The 21,693-nt window shown below is 70.8% G+C and carries 13 protein-coding genes; 4 read left to right on the forward strand and 9 right to left on the reverse strand.

Features of this window, described 5'->3' with window-relative positions; translation table 11 throughout:
* Position 1: 1 nt before the first annotated feature.
* Positions 2-853 carry an ABC transporter ATP-binding protein gene (locus QF032_RS15770; protein ID WP_307050122.1) on the forward strand — a complete coding sequence of 284 codons (852 nt, stop codon included), beginning with the start codon at positions 2-4 and terminating at the stop codon, positions 851-853.
* Between the two features lie 137 nt (positions 854-990).
* On the opposite strand, the gene QF032_RS15775 is transcribed toward QF032_RS15770, so the two are convergent.
* The 3 genes from QF032_RS15775 to QF032_RS15785 all read right to left on the reverse strand — a co-directional run bounded on the left by QF032_RS15775 (position 991) and on the right by QF032_RS15785 (position 7,769).
* A complete protein-coding gene (locus QF032_RS15775) occupies positions 991-5,937 on the reverse strand; it encodes an NAD-glutamate dehydrogenase (RefSeq protein WP_307043410.1) in 4,947 nt (1,648 codons plus the stop codon).
* Positions 5,938-6,432: 495 nt separating this feature from the next.
* Positions 6,433-7,098, reverse strand: a complete 666-nt coding sequence (locus QF032_RS15780; protein ID WP_307043412.1) for an HAD family hydrolase — start codon at positions 7,096-7,098, stop codon at positions 6,433-6,435.
* Positions 7,099-7,241: 143 nt separating this feature from the next.
* Positions 7,242-7,769 carry a DUF6912 family protein gene (locus tag QF032_RS15785; protein WP_307043414.1) on the reverse strand — a complete coding sequence of 176 codons (528 nt, stop codon included), beginning with the start codon at positions 7,767-7,769 and terminating at the stop codon, positions 7,242-7,244.
* A 358-nt stretch (positions 7,770-8,127) separates the two neighbouring features.
* On the opposite strand from QF032_RS15785, the gene QF032_RS15790 reads away from it, so the two are divergent.
* Positions 8,128-8,868, forward strand: a complete 741-nt coding sequence (locus QF032_RS15790; protein WP_307056263.1) for an Rv3235 family protein — start codon at positions 8,128-8,130, stop codon at positions 8,866-8,868.
* Between the two features lie 212 nt (positions 8,869-9,080).
* Here QF032_RS15790 and secA read toward each other — a convergent pair whose 3' ends face one another.
* Positions 9,081-11,924 (reverse strand): preprotein translocase subunit SecA, encoded by a 2,844-nt coding sequence (secA, locus tag QF032_RS15795; RefSeq protein WP_306951919.1) that lies wholly within the window; start codon positions 11,922-11,924, stop codon positions 9,081-9,083.
* Positions 11,925-12,204: 280 nt separating this feature from the next.
* Here secA and QF032_RS15800 point away from each other — a divergent pair, with 280 nt between their 5' ends.
* Both QF032_RS15800 and QF032_RS15805 read left to right on the forward strand, forming a co-directional pair.
* Positions 12,205-12,786 carry a GNAT family N-acetyltransferase gene (locus QF032_RS15800; protein ID WP_307056264.1) on the forward strand — a complete coding sequence of 194 codons (582 nt, stop codon included), beginning with the start codon at positions 12,205-12,207 and terminating at the stop codon, positions 12,784-12,786.
* 191 nt (positions 12,787-12,977) lie between these two features.
* A complete protein-coding gene (locus QF032_RS15805; protein ID WP_307043421.1) occupies positions 12,978-14,150 on the forward strand; it encodes a winged helix-turn-helix domain-containing protein in 1,173 nt (390 codons plus the stop codon).
* Positions 14,151-14,268: 118 nt separating this feature from the next.
* Here the strand turns inward: QF032_RS15805 and QF032_RS15810 are convergent, their stop codons facing one another.
* From QF032_RS15810 to mtrB, 5 genes are all read right to left on the reverse strand, one after another.
* Entirely contained in the window at positions 14,269-15,024 is a 756-nt protein-coding gene (locus tag QF032_RS15810; RefSeq protein WP_307043423.1) for a response regulator, read from the reverse strand.
* A gap of 204 nt (positions 15,025-15,228) precedes the next feature.
* Positions 15,229-15,921, reverse strand: a complete 693-nt coding sequence (gene hpf, locus QF032_RS15815) for a ribosome hibernation-promoting factor, HPF/YfiA family (RefSeq protein WP_307043425.1) — start codon at positions 15,919-15,921, stop codon at positions 15,229-15,231.
* 331 nt (positions 15,922-16,252) lie between these two features.
* A complete protein-coding gene (locus QF032_RS40615) occupies positions 16,253-17,545 on the reverse strand; it encodes a ComF family protein (RefSeq protein ID WP_373430348.1) in 1,293 nt (430 codons plus the stop codon).
* 258 nt (positions 17,546-17,803) lie between these two features.
* Complete coding sequence (locus QF032_RS15825; RefSeq protein ID WP_307043427.1) at positions 17,804-19,633, reverse strand: LpqB family beta-propeller domain-containing protein; 1,830 nt, start codon at positions 19,631-19,633, stop codon at positions 17,804-17,806.
* Positions 19,623-21,692 (reverse strand): MtrAB system histidine kinase MtrB, encoded by a 2,070-nt coding sequence (gene mtrB / locus QF032_RS15830; protein WP_307056265.1) that lies wholly within the window; start codon positions 21,690-21,692, stop codon positions 19,623-19,625. The genes QF032_RS15825 and mtrB overlap by 11 nt, the downstream gene beginning before the upstream one ends.
* Position 21,693: the final 1 nt, after the last annotated feature.

The raw sequence follows: 21,693 nt of genomic DNA on the forward strand, positions 1-21,693 counted from the left end.
CATCGCAAACCGCACCGACACCCGCGACCCCGCCGACGAGCGGACCCCCGCGGTCGCCGACGAGCGGACCCCCACGGTCATCGCCGACAGCGTCGACATCGTCTACCGGGTCAACGGCACGGTCGGCGGCAAGGGCAGCGCGACGGCCGCCCTCAACCGCATCGTGCGCCGCAAGCAGGCCGACAAGGCAGCCGGTGTGCGCACCGTGCACGCGGTGAAGAACGTCTCCTTCGTCGCCTACAAGGGCGAGGCGATCGGCCTCATCGGAACCAACGGCTCCGGCAAGTCCACGCTGCTCAAGGCAGTCGCCGGCCTGCTCCCGGTGGAACGCGGCAGGATCTACACGGACGGTCAGCCCTCCCTCCTCGGCGTCAACGCGGCCCTGATGAGCGACCTGACCGGCGAACGCAACGTCTATCTCGGCGGCCTCGCCATGGGGATGACGCGGGAACAGATCAAGGCGCGTTACCAGGAGATCGTCGACTTCTCCGGCATCAACGAGAAGGGCGACTTCATCTCCCTGCCGATGCGCACCTACTCGTCCGGCATGGGCGCCCGGCTGCGGTTCTCCATCGCCGCCGCCAAGGACCACGACGTCCTGCTCATCGACGAGGCACTGTCCACCGGCGACGCCAAGTTCCGCGGCCGCTCCGCCGAACGCATCCGGCAGATGCGTGAGCACGCCGGCACGGTGTTCCTGGTCAGTCACAGCAACAGCTCGATCCTGGAGACCTGCGAACGGGCCCTGTGGCTGGAGCGCGGCGAACTGCGCATGGACGGGCCCGCCGAGGACGTCATCAAGGCGTACGAGGCCTTCACCGGCGACGGCAAGAAGAAGCCCGCGGCGAAGTAACCGCTGTCCAGCGGGGTGAGCAGGTCGGCCTGTCCGTGACGCCGCCCCGAACGACACGCGCGAAGGGCGCCCCCGAAATGAATCGGGGGCGCCCTTCCGCATGCCCACGGACTGCCCTACGGCCTGCCGCTCAGCGCCTACGAGTGCGTCCGCAGCAGGGTGCGCATCGTCCGCATGGCCACCGACAGGTTGGCCAGGTCGAACGTCTCCGAGCTCTGGATCTCCTCCAGCGTGGTGCGCGCCCGGCCCAGGATCGCCGCGTTCTTCTCCTCCCACGCCGTGAACCGCTGCTCGGGCGTCGAGGTCCCGTTGCCGACCGCCAGGACGTCCGCGGTCAGCGCCGCGTGCGCCGCGTACAGGTCCTCGCGGATGGAGGCGCGGGCCATCGACTGCCAGCGGTCGGCGCGCGGCAGCTCGATGATCCGGTCCATCAGCCGGCTGATCTGCAGTCGGTCGGCGAGGTCGTAGTACACCTCGGCGACGTCCAGCGGGTCCTTGCCCATGCGGTCGGCCACCGACACGATGTCCAGCGCCGGGAACGCCGAGGAGAACCCGGCCACCCGCGTCGCCAGCTCGTCCGGGACGCCGGACGCGGTCAGCTCGTCGTGGATGCGCTGCCACCACTCCAGGTCCGCGCCGCGCAGCAGCTTCGTCAGCTGCGACCACACCTGCTCGACGCGCTCGGCGAAGAACTCCGCCGTCTCCGCGAGCTGCAGCGGCTGCGGCCGGTTGTTCAGCAGCCAGCGCGTGCCGCGCTCGACGAGCCGCCGCGAGTGCAGCCTGATCCGGGTCTGCACCTCCGCCTCGACCCGGTTGTCGAGCTCCTCCACCGCGTCCCACACCGGCGCCGAGCTGAAGATCGCCCGGGCCACGGTCTGGGCCCGCACGATCTCCTCCAGCGACGCGCCGGTCTCCTCGCGCAACCGGTGCAGATACGTCGTACCGCCCGTGTTGACCGTGTCGTTGACCAGGACGGTCGTGGTGATCTCACGGCGCAGCGGGTGGCTGTCGATGCCCTCGGGGAACCGCTCGCGCAACGCCGTCGGGAAGTACGCGTGCAGCAGCGTCCGCAGGTAGGGGTCGTCGGGCAGCGAGGTGTGCAGCAGCTCGTCCGACACCGTGATCTTGGTGTACGCCATCAGGACGGCCGTCTCCGGACTGGTCAGGCCCTGGCCGGCGCCGAGACGCTCACGGATCTGCCGGTCGGTGGGCAGGAACTCCAGGGCCCGGTCCAGATGCCCCTCCCGCACCAGGTGGCGCAGGAAGCGCTGCTGGGCGTGGAGCATGTCCTTGGACTGGGCGAGGGCGTTGGCGATCGCCGTGTTCTGCGCGTAGTTGTTGCGCAGGACGAGCGCGCCGACCTCGTCGGTCATCTCCGCCAGCAGCTTGTTGCGCTGCTTGACGGTCATGTCGCCCTCGGCGACGAGGCCGTTGAGCAGGATCTTGATGTTCACCTCGTGGTCGGAGGTGTCCACGCCGGCGCTGTTGTCGATGGCGTCCGTGTTGATGCGGCCGCCCTGCAGCGCGAACTCGATCCGGCCGAGCTGGGTCAGCCCCAGGTTGCCGCCCTCGCCGACGACCTTGACGCGCAGGTCGGCGCCGTCCACCCGGATCGGGTCGTTGGCCTTGTCGCCGACGTCGGCGTTCGACTCCGCGGCGGACTTCACGTACGTGCCGATGCCGCCGTTCCACAGCAGGTCCACCGGCGCCCGCAGGATCGCCTTCATCAGGTCGGCCGGGGTCAGCTTGGTGACGCCCGCGCCGATGCCGAGGGCCTCGCGGATGTGGGAGTTGACCGGGATCGCCTTGGCGGTGCGGGGGAAGATCCCGCCGCCCGTGGAGAGCAGTTCGGCGTTGTAGTCCGCCCAGCTGGAACGGGGCAGTTCGAACAGCCGGCGGCGCTCGGCGTACGAGGTCGCCGCCTCCGGCTTCGGGTCGATGAAGATGTGCCGGTGGTCGAAGGCGGCGACCAGCCGGATGTGCTCGCTGAGCAGCATGCCGTTGCCGAACACGTCACCGGACATGTCGCCGATCCCGACGACCGTGAAGTCCTCGCTCTGCGTGTCCACGCCCAGCTCGCGGAAGTGCCGCTTCACGGACTCCCAGGCGCCGCGGGCGGTGATGCCCATGCCCTTGTGGTCGTAGCCGGCCGAACCGCCGGAGGCGAAGGCGTCCCCGAGCCAGAAGTCGTACGACTCGGCGACCTGGTTGGCGATGTCGGAGAACGTCGCCGTGCCCTTGTCGGCGGCGACCACCAGGTAGGTGTCGTCCTCGTCGTGCCGCACGACGTCGGCCGGCGGCACGACCTCCCCGCCGACCATGTTGTCGGTGATGTCGAGCAGCGCCGAGATGAACGTCTTGTAGCTGGAGATGCCCTCGGCGAGCCACGCGTCACGGTCCACGGCCGGGTCGGGCAGCTGCTTGGCGACGAAGCCGCCCTTGGCGCCGACCGGCACGATGACGGTGTTCTTCACCATCTGCGCCTTCACCAGGCCGAGCACCTCGGTCCGGAAGTCCTCACGCCGGTCGGACCAGCGCAGACCGCCGCGCGCGACCTTCCCGAACCGCAGGTGCACACCCTCCACCTGCGGCGAGTACACCCAGATCTCGAACGCGGGCCTCGGCGCCGGCAGGTCCGGGATGGCCTGCGGGTCGAACTTCATCGACACGTAGTCGTGCGGCCCGCCGTCCGCGCTCTGCTGGAAGAAGTTGGTGCGCAGGGTCGCCTTGATGACGGTGAGGAACGACCGCAGGATGCGGTCCTCGTCCAGCGAGGCCACCTGGTCGAGCGCCGCGTCGAGCTCCTCGAGCAGCGCGTCGACGATCTCCCGCCCGGCGCGCTGCCGGTCGGGCGACAGCCGCGCCTCGAACAGCGACACCAGCAGCCGGGTGGTGTGCACGTTCGTGCGGAGCGTGTCCTCCATGTAGTCCTGGCTGAACGTCGACCCCGCCTGCCGCAGGTACTTGGCGTACGCGCGCAGCACCATCGCCTGCCGCCAGCTCAGCCCCGCGCCCAGCACCAGCGCGTTGAACCCGTCGTTCTCCGCCCTGCCCGTCCAGGTCGCCGAGAACGCCTCCTGGAACCGCTCGCGCCCGTCGTCGCCGAGGAAGTCGCCGCCTGGGCCGGCCAGCGCCTTGGGGATGCGCAGACCGAAGTCGTAGATCCAGGCGTGCGTGCGGTCCGAGCAGCGCAGTTCGTACGGCCGCTCGTCGATCACCTCGACGCCGAGCCGGCTCAGCACCGGCAGCACCGCCGACAGGGAGATCGCGTCACCCTTGCGGTAGATCTTGAAACGGCGCTCGCCGGGCGCGGCGCCCACCGGCTCGTACAGGCTCAGCGAGAAGTTCCGCTCCTCGGTCAGCCGCTCCAGGTGGACGAGGTCGGCGACCGCGGCGCGCGGCGTGTGGTCGGCCTTGTAGCCCTCGGGGAAGGCGTGACTGTAGCGCCGCAGCAGCTCCGCTGCCTTCTCCTCGCCGAGTTCGGCGTTGAGCGCCTCCTGGAACGCGTCGGCCCAGGAGCGTGCCGCCTCGACCAGCCGTGCCTCGATGCGCTCCTTGTCGGCGTCCGACAGCTCCGGCAGCTCGGTGCCCTGCGGGACACGGACCACGAAGTGCAGCCGGGACAGGATCGACTCGGTGTTCCAGGCGGTGAAGTCGACGCTCGTCCCGCCCAGTTCCTCCTTCAGGATGTCGATGATCCGCAGCCGCACACCCGTCGTGTACCGGTCCCGGGGCAGGTAGACGAGCGCGGAGTAGTAGCGCCCGTACTCGTCCTGCCGCAGGTAGAGCCGCAGCCGCCGCCGCTCCTGCAGGTAGAGGACGCTGGTGACGATGGACCTCAGCTCGTCCACCGGCGTCTGGAAGATCTCGTCGCGCGGGTAGGTCTCCATGATCTGGAGCAGGTCGCGTCCGTCGTGACTGTTGGGCGAGAAGCCCGCACCGTCCAGCACGGCCGCGACCTTGCGGCGCACCACCGGCACCCGCACGACAGACTCGGTGTAGGCGGCGGAGGAGAACAGCCCGAGGAAGCGCCGCTCGCCGACGACGTTGCCCTCCTCGTCGAACTTCTTCACACCGACGTAGTCGAGGTAGGAGGGCCGGTGCACGGTGGCCCGGCTGTTCGCCTTGGTCAGCACCAGCAGCTTGTGCTCCCGCGCCTTGGCCCGGGCGTCGGCCGGCAGCCGCTCGAAGGACGGGCTGACGGGGTGGGCGTCACCGTCGGCGTGATGCGGGTCGGAGCGCAGGACGCCGAGCCCGGTGCCGGGGACGGCGGCCAGCGAGTCGTCCCCCCGCAGCTGGTACTCCCGGTAGCCGAGGAAGGTGAAGTGGTCGGCGGCCAGCCAGCGCAGCAGCTCGCGGGCCTCGTCGACCTCGGGCCGCGCCAGGTCGCCGGGAACGTGCTCCTCGGGGAGGCCGTCGGCGACGCGCAGTGCCGTCTCCCGCATCTTGTCCCAGTCCTCGACGGCCTCCCGGACGTCGGACAGGACGCGCAGCAGATCGGCGGTGATCTGCTTGAGGTCGGCACGGTCCGTCTCACGGTCGATCTCGACGTGGATCCAGGACTCGACATGCCCGTCGTGCGGGAGCTTCCCGGCGGCCGGCGGGACGCTCAGCACCTCGATGAGCTTGCCGGTCACATCACGCCGCACCATGACCTGCGGGTGGATGACGAGGTGGATGCCCCGCCCCTGCCGGGTCAGCTCGTTGGTGACGGAGTCGACCAGGAACGGCATGTCGTCGGTGACCACCTCGACGACGGAGTGGCTGCACGTCCAGCCGTTCTCCTCGACGGTGGGCGTGTGCACCCGCACGTTCGCGGTGCCCTGCGGCCGGTTCTCGGCCAGCCGGTAGTGGGAGAGCGCCGCCCCGAAGACGTCGACCGGGTCGCGGTCGCTCAGGTCCTCCTGGGCGGTGTGCAGGTAGTAGCGCTGGAGGAACGCGAGCAGAGCGGCTTGGTCCGGGGTGCCCTCGGTGCCCTCGCCCGTCGTCCCAGTCGGTAGATGCCCCCCGACCGGGCTGTTCTCAGCGACCCGCGCCGCCCTGTCGAGCAGCTCGGCCTTGGCTTCGTCCAGCTTGGTCTGCATTGTCCTCTGACTCCTGTCGCGCGCCGTTGCGTGACGTAGAAGGAAGTACGGGCTCTTCCCCTGCGGCTCGACGCCACGGGCCGGGGTCTCCGGTCTGCTCCGACGCTATGCCGCAAGGTGAGATGAGCGGGGGGTTATCGGCCATTCTCGACACCACTCCGGCGTGTGACGCTGCTCTCCGCGCCACGCTTTTCCCGCCGGGTGTGTACGGCGTCCCGGGGCACCTTGCGCCCCTGTCCCGCCCGCGCCGACCAGCGACCGCCGCCCGGTCGCGGAGATGGTCCGCACACACCGGGCGCAGGGCAGGGGCAACAGCGCCCCCGCGAGATATCGCGCTGATCACGCCACCCAGGCTATCGCTCCCCCCGGGCCCTCCGTCATGAGCTGTATGTGTACAAAACAGGGGCCGGAACTTTGACGTTCTGCACAGAACCGACAGCCCACGACCAACCCCCACCCCGAATACCCGGCAAGAACCGCCTCACCGCCGGAGGCCTACGCCGCGATACGCCCCGCCATCTCGACCGCCTCCCCCAGCGTGTCCACCACCGGCGCTCCGACCCCCTCCAGACTGGCCCGGCTGTGCGACCCGCCGGTGTACAGCACGGCCTTCGCCCCCGCGTGCAGCGCGGCCACCGCGTCGTCAGCCGCGTCCCCGATCACCACCGTGCGCGCCGGCTCGACGCCGGCCAGCGCCGCCAGATGCCGCACCATGTGCTCGGCCTTGCTGCCCCCGGAGGGCCCGATCCGCCCGTCGACCCGGACGAAGTGCGGCTCGATCCCGAATCCCCGGACCAGCGGCACGAGTTCATCGTGCACGTACATGCTGAGCAGCGACTGACTGTGCCCCGCCGACCGCCACCCGGCGAGCAGCTCCGCCGCTCCCTCGGTGAGCCCGCACCGCACCCGGTGCTCGGCGTAGTACCGGTGGAAGACCCCGTCCATCAGCTCCCACTCGGCGTCGGTGGGCAGCCTGCCCATCAGCCGCTCGTAGAACTTCGGCACCGGCACGCAGTACAGCGCCCGGTACTGCTCCAGCGTGATCGGCTCCAGCCCCAACTCGACGAACGCCGCGTTCGTCGCCCCGATGATCGCGTCGTTGTCGTGGAACAGGGTCCCGTTCCAGTCCCAGACGATGTGCGCCGCTTGCTGCTTCCCCATGTCTGCAAAAGTACCCGCCGCCACCGACAGTCAAATGACCGACGGCCCCGGAACGATCCGGGGAGCTCGGTGCGGTCCGGGACGGCCCGGTGTGGCGAGGGTGCGGGCGCGGTCCGTGCGAGGTGGTCGGAGGCGGCTCGCGCTCAGACCCCGGAGCCCAGCAGGCTCGCGATCTCCTGCGGGGCGAACCAGAGCAGCTCGTGGTCCTCCGCCCCGTCCACGACGGCCTGCGCGTCGTCGTCCCCGCCGTCCGCCGCGGCGAGCGCCCGCGCGGCTGCGGTCACGTCCGTCTCCGCCTCGGGGGCGTCTACGTGCACCGCGGCCGCCTTGGCCAGCCGCACGGTGCCGCTCACCCGCACCTCACCCGGCGCGTCCGGGTCGGGCCCACGGTCGTGCCCCTGTCCGGGACCGACGGCGGTCATCCGGTCCGGCACGTCGACGGCGACCACGACCCGCCGCCGGGGCGCGCCCGGTTCCGCGTCCAGCAGCCGCAGCGAGGCGAGCGCCGCCCTGCCGAGCGCCGCGTACTCCAGTTCCTCGGTGTCGTCGGAGACGTACCACTCGCGCAGCGCGGGCGTGACGGCGTACGCGGCGAGCGGTCCGGCTCCCAGCTCACCCGTCTTGTGCGCCTCGGCGAGGCCGGGGAGGGTCAGGGGGACGTAGACGCGCATGGCTGGCCGCTCTTCTCGTGGTCGCCGGCTCGGGTCGCCGGCTCGGACTCGGTGCCCCGGGAAGCACGGTTCCGCACCTTCCGGAGGGGCCTTCAGGATACGTGCGGGCGTCCCCTTTCGGGTCCCTGCCCGCACCCCTCCGAACGTCAACCCCGCACCCCGGATCTCACCCGGTCCCGGCCCATGACGCCGGGCCCCGGGCCTCCTGCCCCACCCCTGATAGGTGAACCTTCCCACCCCGCACACCCACCCCGGCGCTTCCTTGCCCCGGCGGGCCACCACCCCGTACAAGATCCACAGCAGCAAGTTACCGCTCGGTATAAGCAGCACTCCAAGAGCCCAGCGAACGGGGACCCCCATGGACAAGGTCATGACGAGGACGCAGCACCACCCCGGCGCCCGCCCTCCCGGCGCCCGCCCTCCCGGCCGCCGCGACACCCGCCGCCCCGCCGGCGCCCCGCCCCGCACCCCCGACGGCGGCGCCCCGCGCACCGCCCCGCCCCGCACCCCGGCCGGCCACCGCCCGCCCGTCCCGGCCACCACCGGCTCCCCCGCCCCCGTCCGCCCCACCGACGGTCGGCCGGCGGCGAACAACCCTCCGGGGACCGGCCGGCCGGCCGAGAACCGTCCTGGGGCCGGACAGCCGGCCGACAGCCGTCCACGTCCAGGACACGACGGCCCGGCCACGCCCGCCGCCCACACCGCGCCCGCGGCCCCCGCCGCACCCGCCCCGACCCCGCGTCGTCCGCTCACCCAGCCACGCCCCACCGACCTCTTCGCGGACCGCCTCCTCGCCGTCCTGACCGGCCGCCGCCCCGTCCACTTCATGCTCCGGCACACTCTCGGCCGCGCCTACGACGACCTCGCCCACCTCGCCGAACGCGGCCCCCTGCGCACCGCCCACGGCGTCCGTGCCGTCGTCCGCGACATCGGCTACTACATCCCACGCCCCGGCGCCATCGAGGCCTTCGCCCGCATCGGCGCCGGCGACCGCCTGCGCGCGATGGCCTTCCGCCTGGAGCTCGGCGCGGACCGCCGCTGGCGCTGCACCGCCGTGGAACTCGACGGCCCCCGCCGGCCCCCCACCCGCAACGACTGAGTCGACCCCCGACCCGACCCCACCCCGTCGGACGCGACCGGCGAGACGAGCGGTCAGCTCGTCGACTCCCGGCCGCCGAGGGGACGTCCGCACCGAGCCGGTCACCGACGACCGGACGCGAAGCCCTCGGCACACGCGAGGGCCGGGCCACCCACAGGTGACCCGGCCCTCAAGCCGCCGCCCAGCCGTCTCGGCGACCGTGCGTTCCGTCACTACTTCTTGCGGCGCCGCCCGGCCTTCGCCTGCTTGCGGCGCTCCGCGCGCGTGAGACCGTCGGCCGCGGAACGGACCGGCTCGTCGTCGTCGCTCTCGAAGTCACCCTCGATCGTGCCGCCCTCGCCGTCCACCGTGGGCGCCGAGAAGTGCAGCTGACGACGCTGCGGAGCGTCCAGGCCCTTCGCCCGGATCTCCGGACGCGAACCCGCCTGCGCCGGCACCACGTCCTGCTTGTCCTTGTCGGCCTGCGCGTCCTCCACCGGGACCTCCTCGACCTGCTGCTCGACCTGGACCTCCAGGTTGAACAGGTAGCCGACGGACTCCTCCTTGATGCCGTCCATCATCGCGGAGAACATGTCGAAGCCCTCGCGCTGGTACTCCACCAGGGGGTCCTTCTGCGCCATCGCGCGCAGACCGATGCCCTCCTGGAGGTAGTCCATCTCGTAGAGGTGCTCACGCCACTTGCGGTCCAGGACGGACAGCACGACCCGGCGCTCCAGCTCACGCATGATCTCCGAGCCGAGCTGCGACTCACGCGACTCGTACTGCTCGCGGATGTCGTCCTTGATGGACTCGGAGATGAACTCGGCCGTCAGACCTGCCCGGTCGCCGGCCGCGTCCTCCAGCTCCTCCACCGTCACCTTCACCGGGTAGAGCTGCTTGAAAGCGCCCCACAGCCGGTCCAGGTCCCAGTCCTCCGGGAAGCCCTCGGCGGTCTCCGCACCGACGTACGCGTCGATCGTGTCGTCCATGAAGTGGTGGATCTGCTCCTGCAGGTCCTCCCCCTCCAGCACGCGACGCCGCTCGCCGTAGATGACCTCACGCTGACGGTTGAGCACCTCGTCGTACTTCAGGACGTTCTTACGCGTCTCGAAGTTCTGCTGCTCCACCTGCGACTGAGCGGACGCGATCGCGCGCGTGACCATCTTGTTCTCGATCGGCACGTCGTCCGGCACGTTCGCCATGGACATCACGCGCTCGACCATCTGCGCCTTGAACAGCCGCATCAGGTCGTCGCCCAGCGACAGGTAGAACCGGGACTCGCCCGGGTCGCCCTGACGGCCGGAACGACCGCGCAGCTGGTTGTCGATACGACGCGACTCGTGCCGCTCGGTGCCGAGCACGTAGAGGCCGCCCAGCTCCTTGACCTCGTCGAACTCGGCCTTGACCGCCTGCTCGGCCTTCTCCAGAGCGGCGGGCAGCGCGGCCGCCCACTCCTCGATGTGCTCCTCCGGGTCGAGGCCGCGCTGGCGCAGCTCCGCCTCGGCGAGGTCGTCGGGGTTGCCGCCGAGCTTGATGTCCGTGCCACGGCCGGCCATGTTCGTGGCCACCGTGACCGCACCGCGCCGGCCGGCCTGGGCGACGATCGACGCCTCACGCTCGTGGTGCTTGGCGTTCAGCACCTCGTGCTGGATGCCCCGCTTGGACAGCTGCTGCGACAGGTACTCGGACTTCTCGACCGACGTCGTGCCGACGAGGATCGGCTGGCCCTTCTCGTGCTTCTCGGCGATGTCGTCGACGACCGCCTCGAACTTCGCGACCTCGGTGCGGTAGATCAGGTCCGACTGGTCCTTGCGGACCATCGGCCGGTTCGTCGGGATCGGCACCACGCCGAGCTTGTAGATCTGGTGGAACTCGGCGGCCTCGGTCATCGCCGTACCGGTCATGCCGCAGAGGCCGGGCTGTTCCTTGCCGTCGTGGTTGTGGCGCTTGTAGAGACGGAAGAAGTTCTGCAGGGTGATCGTGGCGAGCGTCTGGTTCTCGTCCTTGATGTCCACCCCTTCCTTCGCCTCGATCGCCTGGTGCATGCCCTCGTTGTAGCGACGACCGGCCAGGATACGACCGGTGTGCTCGTCGACGATCATGACTTCGCCGTCCATGACGACGTAGTCCTTGTCCTTCTTGAAGAGCTCCTTCGCCTTGATGGCGTTGTTCAGGTAGCCCACCAGAGGCGTGTTCACCGACTCGTAGAGGTTGTCGATGCCCAGCCAGTCCTCGACCTTGCTGACACCGCTCTCGTGGATGGCGACCGTGCGCTTCTTCTCGTCGACCTCGTAGTCGCCGGTCTCCTCGATGCCCTTGAGGGGGTTGCCGGCCTCGCCCCTCTTCAGGCGCGTCACCAGCTTCGCGAAGTCGCCGTACCACTTGGTGGCCTGGTCGGCCGGGCCGGAGATGATCAGCGGCGTGCGCGCCTCGTCGACCAGGATGGAGTCGACCTCGTCGACGATGGCGAAGTTGTGGCCGCGCTGGACCAGCTCGTCCTGCGCCCACGCCATGTTGTCGCGCAGGTAGTCGAAGCCGAACTCGTTGTTCGTGCCGTAGGTGATGTCGCACGCGTACATCTCGCGCCGCTGGGCCGGCGTCATGTTGGCCAGGATGCAGCCGACCTCGAGGCCCAGGAACTTGTGGACGCGGCCCATCATCTCCGAGTCGCGCTCGGCCAGGTAGTCGTTGACCGTGATCAGGTGGACGCCCTTGCCGGACAGCGCGTTCAGATACGCGGGCAGCGTGCCGACGAGGGTCTTGCCCTCGCCGGTCTTCATCTCCGCCACATAGCCGAGGTGCAGGGCCGCGCCGCCCATGATCTGCACGTCGTAGTGACGCTGACCCAGAACGCGCTTCGCGGCCTCGCGCACGGTGGCGAACGCCTCGGGCAGCAGGTCGTCCAGACTCTCACCGTCGGCGTACCGCTGCTTGTACTCCTCGGTGAGGGCCCGCAGCTCGGCGTCGGAGAGGTCGACGAAGTCCTCTTCGATGGAGTTGACCTGGTCCGCGATGCGGTGCAGCTTGCGCAGGATCTTGCCTTCGCCTGCACGCATGATCTTCGAGAGGACGGACACGGGGGTTGGTCTCCTTGCCGGTCGGGCCTAGGACGGACGGTTTCCATAACACTCACTGAGCAACGGCCATCGTATGCGAGGACCCCACCGCGTCGGGAGGCCTGCCGTGACGAGGACTGCACACCGCTGCGCGGCTTCACCAAAATCTTCTTCAAAGGGGACAACGGCCGGGCACCGCCGATGGTGCCGCGTCCGCCCGACGAAGTGCGCGAATTGTGATCACCCGCTCACGCGGCGCAAACCGATGGCGGCCACCACGCCCTCCGAGCAGAATCGGCCGATGGAGCACCCGCCCGTCACCCTCACCAGCGCCCGCCTCGTCCTGCGCCCCCTCGGACCCCAGGACACCGACGCCTTGTACGCGGCGGCCCAGGACCCCGACATCCAGCGCTGGACGACCATCCCCTCCCCCTACCTCCCCGAACACGCGCGCAGCTTCATCGAGCTGATCGCCCCCGAGGGCTGGACGACCGGCGCGATGTCCACCTTCGGGGTCTTCCTCCCCAACGGAGCCCTCACCGGCGTCCTCAGCCTCACCATGCGCTCCCCGGGCACCGCCGAGATCGGCTTCTGGGCCGTCAAGGAACACCGCGGCCGCGGCTACACCACCGAGGCCGTCCTCGCCGCCACCCGCTGGGCCTTCACCACCCTCTCCGTCGACCGCGTCGAATGGCGGGCGGAAGTCGGCAACACCCCCTCACGCGTGGTGGCGGAACACGCCGGCTTCACCCTTGAGGGCACCCTGCGCTCGGCCATCGACAACAAGGGCGTACGACGAGACTGCTGGGTCGCCTCCCTGCTCCCCTCGGATTTGGGACTCCCGTCCACCGCGCCGTACATACCCACCCCGTCGAACGACTGACGGCCGCCCGCTCGAACGACTGACGCCCGCCCCGTCACCGACCGCCGACCACCGGGCATCCGCCCCTCCCTCCGCCCACCCACCTCACCGGAAAGCACCACCGCACGACCGCCACGCCGCACCGCACACCGCCGACCCACAAACCCCCAGCTCACCGGGCACTGTCAGACCCACCGCCTATCGTGCGCACCATGACGACCCCGCGCCCCGCCGCCGAGCTCTCCGCAGACGAAGCCCGCCGCATCGCCCTGCGCGCACAGGGCTTCCTCGGCACGCCCGACCGCAAGGCCGGCGTCCGCGGCGTGCTCCGCCACCTCGGCGCGGTCCAGCTCGACACCATCTCGGTCCTGGCCCGCTCCCACGAACTGATCCCCTTCGCCCGCCTGGGCGCCGTGGGCCGCAAGACGGTGGAGCACGCCTACTGGCACGGCGCCCACGCCTTCGAGTACTGGTCCCACGCCGCCTGCATCCTCCCCATCGAGGAGTGGCCCCACTTCGCCTTCCGCCGCCGCGCCTACCGCAACCGGCCGCACTGGAACCACGCCCTCCCCGAGGGCACCTACGACCAGGTCCTCAAGCAGCTCCGCGCCGAAGGCCCCCTCACCGCCACGGACTTGGGCGGAGCGAAGAAGACCAGCGAGTGGTGGGACTGGTCCGGCACCAAGGTCGCCGTGGAACGCGCGCTGATGTACGGCGAGGTGGTCTGCGTGGAGCGCCGCGGCTGGAAGCGCGTGTACGACCTCGCCGAACGCGCCGTGCCCACCGCACTGCTGCACGACGAGCTCGACGACGCCGAGTGCCTGCGCCGCCTCGTCCTCCTGGCCGGCCAGTCCCTCGGCGTGGGCACGCGCGCGGACATCGCCGACTACCACCGCCTCAAGGGCGAACAGGTCGACGCGGTGATCGCCGACTCCGGCCTGGTCCCGGTCACGGTCGAAGGCTGGGGCAAGCCCGCGTGGGCCGATCCGGCGGCGGTGGAGACGGCTCCGCGCGGCCGCCACCGCACCACGCTCCTGTCCCCCTTCGACTCGCTGATCTGGGAACGGGCACGCACCGAGCGGATCTTCGGCTTCACCCACCGCCTGGAGGCCTACGTCCCCAAGCCGAAGCGGGTCCACGGCTACTTCGCGATGCCCGTCCTGTCCGGCGGCCGGCTCGTCGGCCGCGTGGACCCCGCCCGCGAAGGCCGCACCCTCGTCGCCAGGCAGGTCACCCTGGACGGCCCGAAAGCGGTCCCGGCGGTCGCCCAGGCCCTGCTCGAAGCCGCGACCTGGGTGGACTGCACGGACGTGCGCGTGGAGCGCGTCGACGCCCCGGAGCTGCGCGAGCAGCTCGCCGGGGAAATCGCCCGCACACTCGCCTGACCCGACCGCACCACGACGACCGGGACCGGATTCCGTCGGCGGATCCGGCCGACGACTCGGGCCGACGGCTGGGGACGGCGGTCAGGCCGGCGTACCGGGTCGGCGGCTCGGGCCGGCGTCAGCCGATCTCGAGGATCTTCTCCCGCATCGCGTACACCACCGCCTCCATCCTGGAGTGCAACTGCAGCTTCTCCAGGATGTTGCGTACATGGTTCTTCACGGTGTTCTCGGAGATGAACAACTCCTTGGCGATGTCACGGTTGTTCATTCCCGTGGCGACCAGCTTGAGCACCTCCAGCTCCCGGTCCGTCAGCCGCGGCGCGGGGACGAGCCGGCGCTCGTCGGTACGCTGGATCATCGACTTGAACTCGGTGAGCAGCTTCGACGCCATGGAAGGGCTGATCTGCGACTGCCCGTCGGCGACCGCGCGGATCGCGGTGGCGACCTCGTCCGTGGAGATCTCCTTGAGGAGATAGCCGGTCGCGCCCGCCTTGATCGCCTCGTAGAGGTCGGCCTCCTCGTCGCTGATCGTCAACATGATGATCTTCGCGCTGGGAGCGACCTCCTTGATGGAGGTGCACGCTTCGATGCCTCCGCGCTTGGGCATCCGCACGTCCATCAACACGATGTCGGGCAGCAGGTCGGCCGCCTTGTCCACGGCCTCCGCGCCGTCACCCGCCTCACCGACGACCTGGATGTCTTCCTCGGCCGCGAGCACGATCTCCAGTCCGCGGCGGAACAGGGCGTGGTCGTCCACGACAAGGACTCTGATCGGCTCCTTGCGTGAAGTACCGTCATCACCCGCGTCCGGGCCCATGCCGACGACACCCACGTGGGCACCCTCGTCACGCATCGGTCCGAAGCTGTCCGCCATCGTTCCTCCCCCTGAAGGCTGCGGCCGTGGTCCTGAGCCATCGCCAACCCAAGGCAACGGCCCATCGGTTGGGCCGCCCTGCCATGATTCCATGCCCGGACGACAACGCGGTGACAGAGCGACCCGCCCGAGGGGTCGCGCACGGGTGCCCCTGGGGGCGCACACGCGCTCCAGGGGCACATCGCTCAGCTGTCACCGGGCGCGTCAGCCGCCCAGCGCGCCACCCGCCTCGGGTGCGTGCGCCTGGGCCACCATCGGGTCGGTGTCGAGATAGATCACGCCGTAGTCGTAGGCGTGCCGGCGGTAGACGACGCTGGGCTGCTTCGTCTCGGAGTCGACGAACAGATAGAAGTCGTGTCCGACCAGTTCCATCTCGTAGAGGGCCTGGTCGAGCGTCATCGGAGCTGCGACGTGCGTCTTCTCACGGACCACGAGGGGGCCGTCGCCCTGCACCTCGATCGATCCGATGCGCTTCGTCGGCACGCTCTCCGACTCGTCGGAGGGGACGGGACGGCCGTTGCCGTTGAGCGTCGCCACACCCGGGACGTGGTCGGGAACCTCAGCCGCGGACAGCCTGCGGGCACCGCGGCGGGTGTATCGCTTGTCGTGCTGCTTGCGCAGCTGGGCGTCCAGCTTCTCCGCCGCCAGGTCGAGTGCCGCGTACGCGTCGCTGGCGGCCGCCTCCGCCCGGATCACCGGGCCGCGCGAGCGAAGCGTGATCTCCACTCGGTCGCACCGGTCGGCTTGTCGGGGGTTGGGCTCCTTGGACACCTCGACGTCGAGGCTGATCACCTTGCCGTCGAGCTTCTGGATCTTCTCCAGGTTCAGCTTCTCGGCCACGTGCTTGCGGAACCGCTCGGATACCTCGGTCTTGCGGCCCTTGACGACGATGTCCACGCAGAACTCCGTTCCCGGATCACTCCGCTTCTGTGGCGGAGCATCTCCCTTTTGCACCAGGCCCCGGTGAGCACCGGAACCTCCGACTTGGCGACTTCCACCTCCTCCTCCCCCATCGACGAGATCTACACCCCAGGTGCTGCGGGTGATGACCAAAACCGCAGCACGGCATTCGGATTTGAGAGGTGTGGCCTGCGGCTTTCCCTCACAACCGAACATATCTCGCCCGGACGGATGTCGTCACCCTCTACTGCGGCGTACCTCCGTTCAGGTGAATTGACTCTCTCATTACCTGCAACGACGCAAGTTCTGAGTCAGTTCCGGTTTATTTCTAAAGAGTCGGCGAAGCCGCGACCACGGCCACGCAGAGCACCCCACCGGCGCCGCCGGCATCGCCGGCATCCGAAGGAGCGGCATCGGACGGGCCCATGGGTCTGGTGTCCCCCATGGCTCGCGCGGCTCCCGAGGGCACCTCGGCCCCCGTCGCTCCGACCGACCGCACCGGCGGCCCACACGTCTCGTCCGTCCCGTCGATGTCAGCCTCCCTCGCTCCGGACCACTCCTCTCTTCTGCCTTCCCTCGCGACACCCGCGTACACGGCCCACGCATCTCCACCACACATCTCCCTCGCCATCTCCTCCCCGCCCCCTCCACCCTCCACCCGTTGCCCCGCCTCCGCCCGTCGCCCCGAGCCCGCCCACGACCCCCCGCGAGCCCCTCGACCGGCGTCCTGCCACGACCCCCCGCGAACCTGTCGTCCGGCGTCCGGGCAGGGCGCCGCCTCGGCCCGTCGTCCCGGGTCCGGCCCCCGTGCCGCGTCCGCCCTGCCCGCCGTCCCCGACGGCTCCGCCCCCGCCCCCGCATCCGCGCCCGCCCCCGCATCCGGCCGGCCCGCGAACCCCGGCGACCCCGCGTTCCCGGTCTCCGCCGCCCGTACGACCGCCCGGGTCGCCGCCCGGACCGCGCGGGCCGCCTCCGCCAGCGAAGCGCCGGTCGTCACCAGATCGTCCACGAGGACCACCGGACCGCCGCACAACAGCCGCGCCCCACCGGGCACCACCGTCAGGGCACCCGCCAGGTTGTTCCACCGCTGCCGGGCGTCGAGCCCCGACTGGTCGGCCACGGCCCGCCGCTGCCGCAGCACCGCCGCCACCCGCGCCGGAACCCCGGCCCGCCGCAACTCACCGGCCGCCGCGAGCGCGATCCGCCGCACCGGATCATGACCACGGGCCCGGACCGCGGCGGGGGCGGAGGGGACGGGGACCAGCAGGACGTTTCCGGGGGGTGGGGCCCCCTCCCCCCTCCCCCACCCCACCCCCGCCTCCCCCATCCCCGCCCGCACAGCCCCCGCGAGCGCCGATCCGAGCGGTCGCGTGAGGGCCAGCGCGCCGCGTTCCTTGTGGGCCAGCAGTACCGCCCGGACCTCGTCGGCGTACCGGGCCGACGCGTGCACGGCGGGCAGCCCGGGCGGTCGCGGCACGGGGCGCACCCGGAACGGCGCGGTGTCGCACAGTACGGCGCGGCAGCGCGGGCAGAGCACCGTGCGTGCCCTTCCGCAGCCTCCGCACTCGGCGGGCAGCACCAGGCCGGTCAGTTCGTGCCACCACGTGCGAGCGCCTTCCACGTCGATCACTGTGCCGACTTGGGAAGGAGTTCACCACCCCTGTGGAAAACCTCTGTGGAAACCGACCGGCACCCCTGTGGACAACTCCACGGAAGACGACGGTCGGCGCAATTGGCCAACGCAAACGAAACAGCGTCCAAAACGGGACGGCCGCTCTCCATCGCGACGCGATGGAGAGCGGCCGTCCCGTGAACTCGAAGAGGTATGACGACAGAGGGCCGGCACAGGAGCCGGCAGAGGAGCGGAAAGGATCTCTCTCTATCCCGGGTAGAGCGCCATCGAGGCGGTTTCCTTCAGCGTCCGCCACCCGCTTCCGCCGGGCAGCCACAGCAGCCCGTTCTTGGAGGTGGCGAAGAGCGGGGTGTCGCTGTCCTCGGAGGCGGCGATGCTGGTGACCTCGGTGAGTCCGGGCAGTGTGCCCGCCTCGGGGATCGAGCCGTCGCTCTGCACGTACTGCACCTGCTCGACGCCGCCGGCTTCCTTTCCGACCACGACGAGCCGGCTGTCCCCGGCCCAGGACACGGCCCGGACCTGTTCCAACTCGGGTGTCGCGGAGCGCAGTTCCTGGACCGACAGGGACGGCGGTTCGGCGTCGTCGGTGCGTTCGATGCGTCCGATGAGCAGGGACTGCTTGCCGCCCTTGTCCACGACGAGAGCGATCCGCACCCCGTCGGCGGCCACGCGCACGGCGTCGACACGGCCGTCGAGCCCCGGGGTGAGTACCTCCAGCGGTTGTCCGCCGCCCTTCTGGAGCAGGAGCAGCCGCGGGTCGGCGGGGTTGCGGTCGGCCACCCAGAGGTTGCCCTCGGCGTCCCAGCTGGGGGTGGTGAGCCGGTCGGACTCGGTCTTGCCGGTGCTTTGCAGGACGGGTTCGCCGACGGTGCTGCCGGACAGGGTGGAGGTGACGTAGAGCGTCTTGCCGTCCAGGGCCACTCCTGCCGCGCTGCGTTCGTCGCGGGCCACCGCCACGGAGCGCAGGGCCGTGGCGCCGGTGCCGAGGGCTCCGGGGACGGGGTCGGCCTTGGCGTTGCCGCTGCCGCTGGCCATCCGGACGAGGCGGTGCTGGCCGTCGATGAAGTACAGGTAGCCGGGGTCGCTCCGGGAGCCGCGGGCGGCGACGGTCTTCGCCTGGTCCTCGGACAGGGAGCACAGTTGGCTGCCGCCCGCGCGCAGGGCGATCTCGCCGACGGTGGGGGCCAGGCTCTGGAGGGAGAACAGCAGCTGGGCGGCCATCTCGTCGCACTTGGCCCGTCCGATGTGCGCGGCCTTGTCGTTCAGCGGGACGGTGAGCTTGTTCTGGTCGTCGGGGGTCAGCGAGGTGACGCCCTTGGAGAGTGCGGTCCCGGTGGGGAATCCGGATCTGACGACGGGGCGGAGCCAGCTGGTGGGGCCGCTGAGAACGGAGCGCACCATCTGTGTCATGGGGTCGACCCGTCCGCGGACGTAGACGGGGTCGGCGACGGCCACGGGCTGCCCGGATCCCTCGACGGCCGTGTCCGAGGCGAAGTAGTACTTGTTGGCGGACACGTAGTTGCGCTGGAAGTCCGACTTGCCCATGACGACGCCGTCGGGGAGCGCGTCGATGCGCCACTGCCCGTTCTTCTTGTCGCGGGTGAGGTGGATGGTCTGTCCGTAGTCGCCCGAGGCGGGCGCGTAGGCCTGCTGGGCGTCCACGACGGCGACCCTGGAGCCGGAGAGGATGTACGAGCGGTCGTCGCCCTCGCGGTTCCCGGCGGGTCCGGTCATGGTCGCCGGACCGTCCGCGAGGACGGTCGTGGACCGTTCGGGCTGCCACTTCTGGGCGGTTTTCCGGGTCAGGTACTGGCGTGCCGTCGAGTAGCTGGGGTCGTCGCTGGTGAGCGCTTCGAGGAAGCCCTGGAGGATCTCCAGGGGCTGTGCGTCGTCGCGGGGCGGCATGGCGAACACCCGGACCTGGGTGTCCTGCCCCGGGGTGGATTCGACGCCGCGCAGGTCGCCGCTGTCGGGCATCGAGGCGCACCCGGCCAGCAGGACGACTCCGCAGGCGGCGTACGCCATCGCGCGCCCCGGCGTGCGCCGGACGCCCCCCTCGCGCTGCTCAGCGCCCACGAGTTGCCTCCCCTTGCTTGTCCGCGCTCTCGGCCGCGGAGTGCGACGTCGTGGTGTCGTCCGGCGACTCGTCGTGCGGTGTTCCGCCGCCCGTGTTCGTCCCCGTCGCCGGGCCCGTGCGGGGCACCACGCGCGCGCCGTTGCCGGGCAGTGCCGTCGGGTCGGCGGTGGGGGCGGTGGTGCGGGGGGTGAGCGGCGTCCGGGCGGCGGACTGCTGTTCGCGCGCGGGCTGCACCGGCACGGTGGCGCTCTTCTCGCCGCCGCGGCGCGGCTGGCCGGCGTCGTCGAGTTCGCCGCGGTTGCGGCGGGAGTCCTTGGGCTCGAGCGGTATGGGCGAGCCCCGCAGTGGTTCGTCGGCGGTCCTGGGCAGCGTCAGCCGGAACTGGGAGCCGCCGCCGGGCTCACCCCAGGCCTGCAGCCAGCCGCCGTGCAGTCGCGCGTCCTCCAGGGCGATGGACAGCCCGAGGCCGGTGCCGCCGGTGGTACGCGCGCGTGCCGGGTCGGCGCGCCAGAACCGGCTGAAGACGCGGGTGGCCTCGCCGGGCTTGAGTCCGACGCCGTAGTCGCGCACGGCGATCGCGACGGCTCCGCCCGCGGAGGCCAGTTTGACGACGACGTCCTTGCCCTCGCCGTGTTCGACGGCGTTGACGACCAGGTTGCGCAGTACGCGTTCCACGCGCCGGGCATCGGCCTCGGCGACGACGGGCTGCTGGTCGCCGATGACGCGGACGGTGGTCCCCTTGCGTTCGGCGAGCGGCGCGGCGCCGCTGACGACGCGCCGCACGACGTCCCTGAGGTCGATCGGCTCGGCTTCGAGGGCGGCGGCGCCGGCGTCGAAGCGGCTGATCTCGAGGAGGTCGGCGAGGAGCGTCTCGAAGCGGTCGAGCTGGTCGGCGAGGAGTTCCGCGGACCGCGCGGTGACGGGGTCGAAGTCGACCCGCGCGTCGTGGATGACGTCTGCGGCCATGCGTACGGTGGTCAGGGGCGTCCGCAGTTCGTGGGAGACGTCGGACACGAACCGCCGCTGCATCCGTGACAGGTCCTCCAGCTGCTGGATCTTCAGTTGGAGGTTCTGGGCCATCTTGTTGAAGGCCTCGCCGAGCCGTGCGATGTCGTCCTCGCCAGTGACCTTCATCCGTTCCTGGAGCCGCCCGGCGGAGAGCCGTTCGGCGATCCCGGCGGCCATCCGCACCGGGGTGACGACCTGCCGTACGACGAGCCAGGCGATGGCTCCCAGGAGGACGACGACGAAGAGTCCGGCGGTCGCGAGCGTGCCCTTGACCAGGCTCAGCGACTTCTCCTCCTGAGTGAGCGGGAAGAGGTAGTACAGCTCGTACGGGTCGCTGTTGGGGTCGTTGACCTGCTTGCCGATGACCAGGGCCGGCTGGGACTCCTTGTCGTTGAGATAGATGATGCGGGAGTAGCTCTGGAATGCGCCGGTGCCGGTGTTGACCCGCGCGCGGAGGTTGTCGGGAACGCTCTTGTCGGGGTCGACGTATCCGGAGGCACGCGGTCCGTATCCGCCGCCGTTGTCGAAGCCGGGGGGCAGGGTGACCACGTCGAAGGCGCCCTGGCCGCCGCTGGACAGCGACAGCACGAGCTCGCTCATCCATTCGCTGACGTTCTGCGAGGTGCGGCCGTCCGCCGGGGTCCCGCCGTCGGCGGGCGTGCCGGCGGCCTCGTCGGCCTTCTGTTTGGCCACGGCGAACCCGCCGGAGGCCTGGCTCTGCGATGCCTTGACCTTGGCGTCCAGCAGACCGTTGCGCACCTGCCCGATCACCACGAAGCCCAGCAGCAGGACGACCCCGAGCGACATGAGCAGGGTCGTGGCGACGACCTTCAGCTGGATGTTGCGCCGCCAGAGCCGCATGACGGGCAGCAGCGGCCGGCGTACCCACCGCATCAGCAGTCTGAGTACGGGGCTGCCCTTGACGCCGCCCCGCAGCAGCCCGCCTTCGAGGAGGCGCGCGAAGCGTGAACCCGCTGTCCCACGGCCGACAGGCCGCTCCCGACGGGCCCCGGACCGGCCGGGGGCCGAAGCGGCACTGTCCCCTGACATG

It is taken from the genome of Streptomyces achromogenes, from assembly GCF_030816715.1.
In the GTDB taxonomy this organism is placed as follows: domain Bacteria; phylum Actinomycetota; class Actinomycetes; order Streptomycetales; family Streptomycetaceae; genus Streptomyces; species Streptomyces achromogenes_A.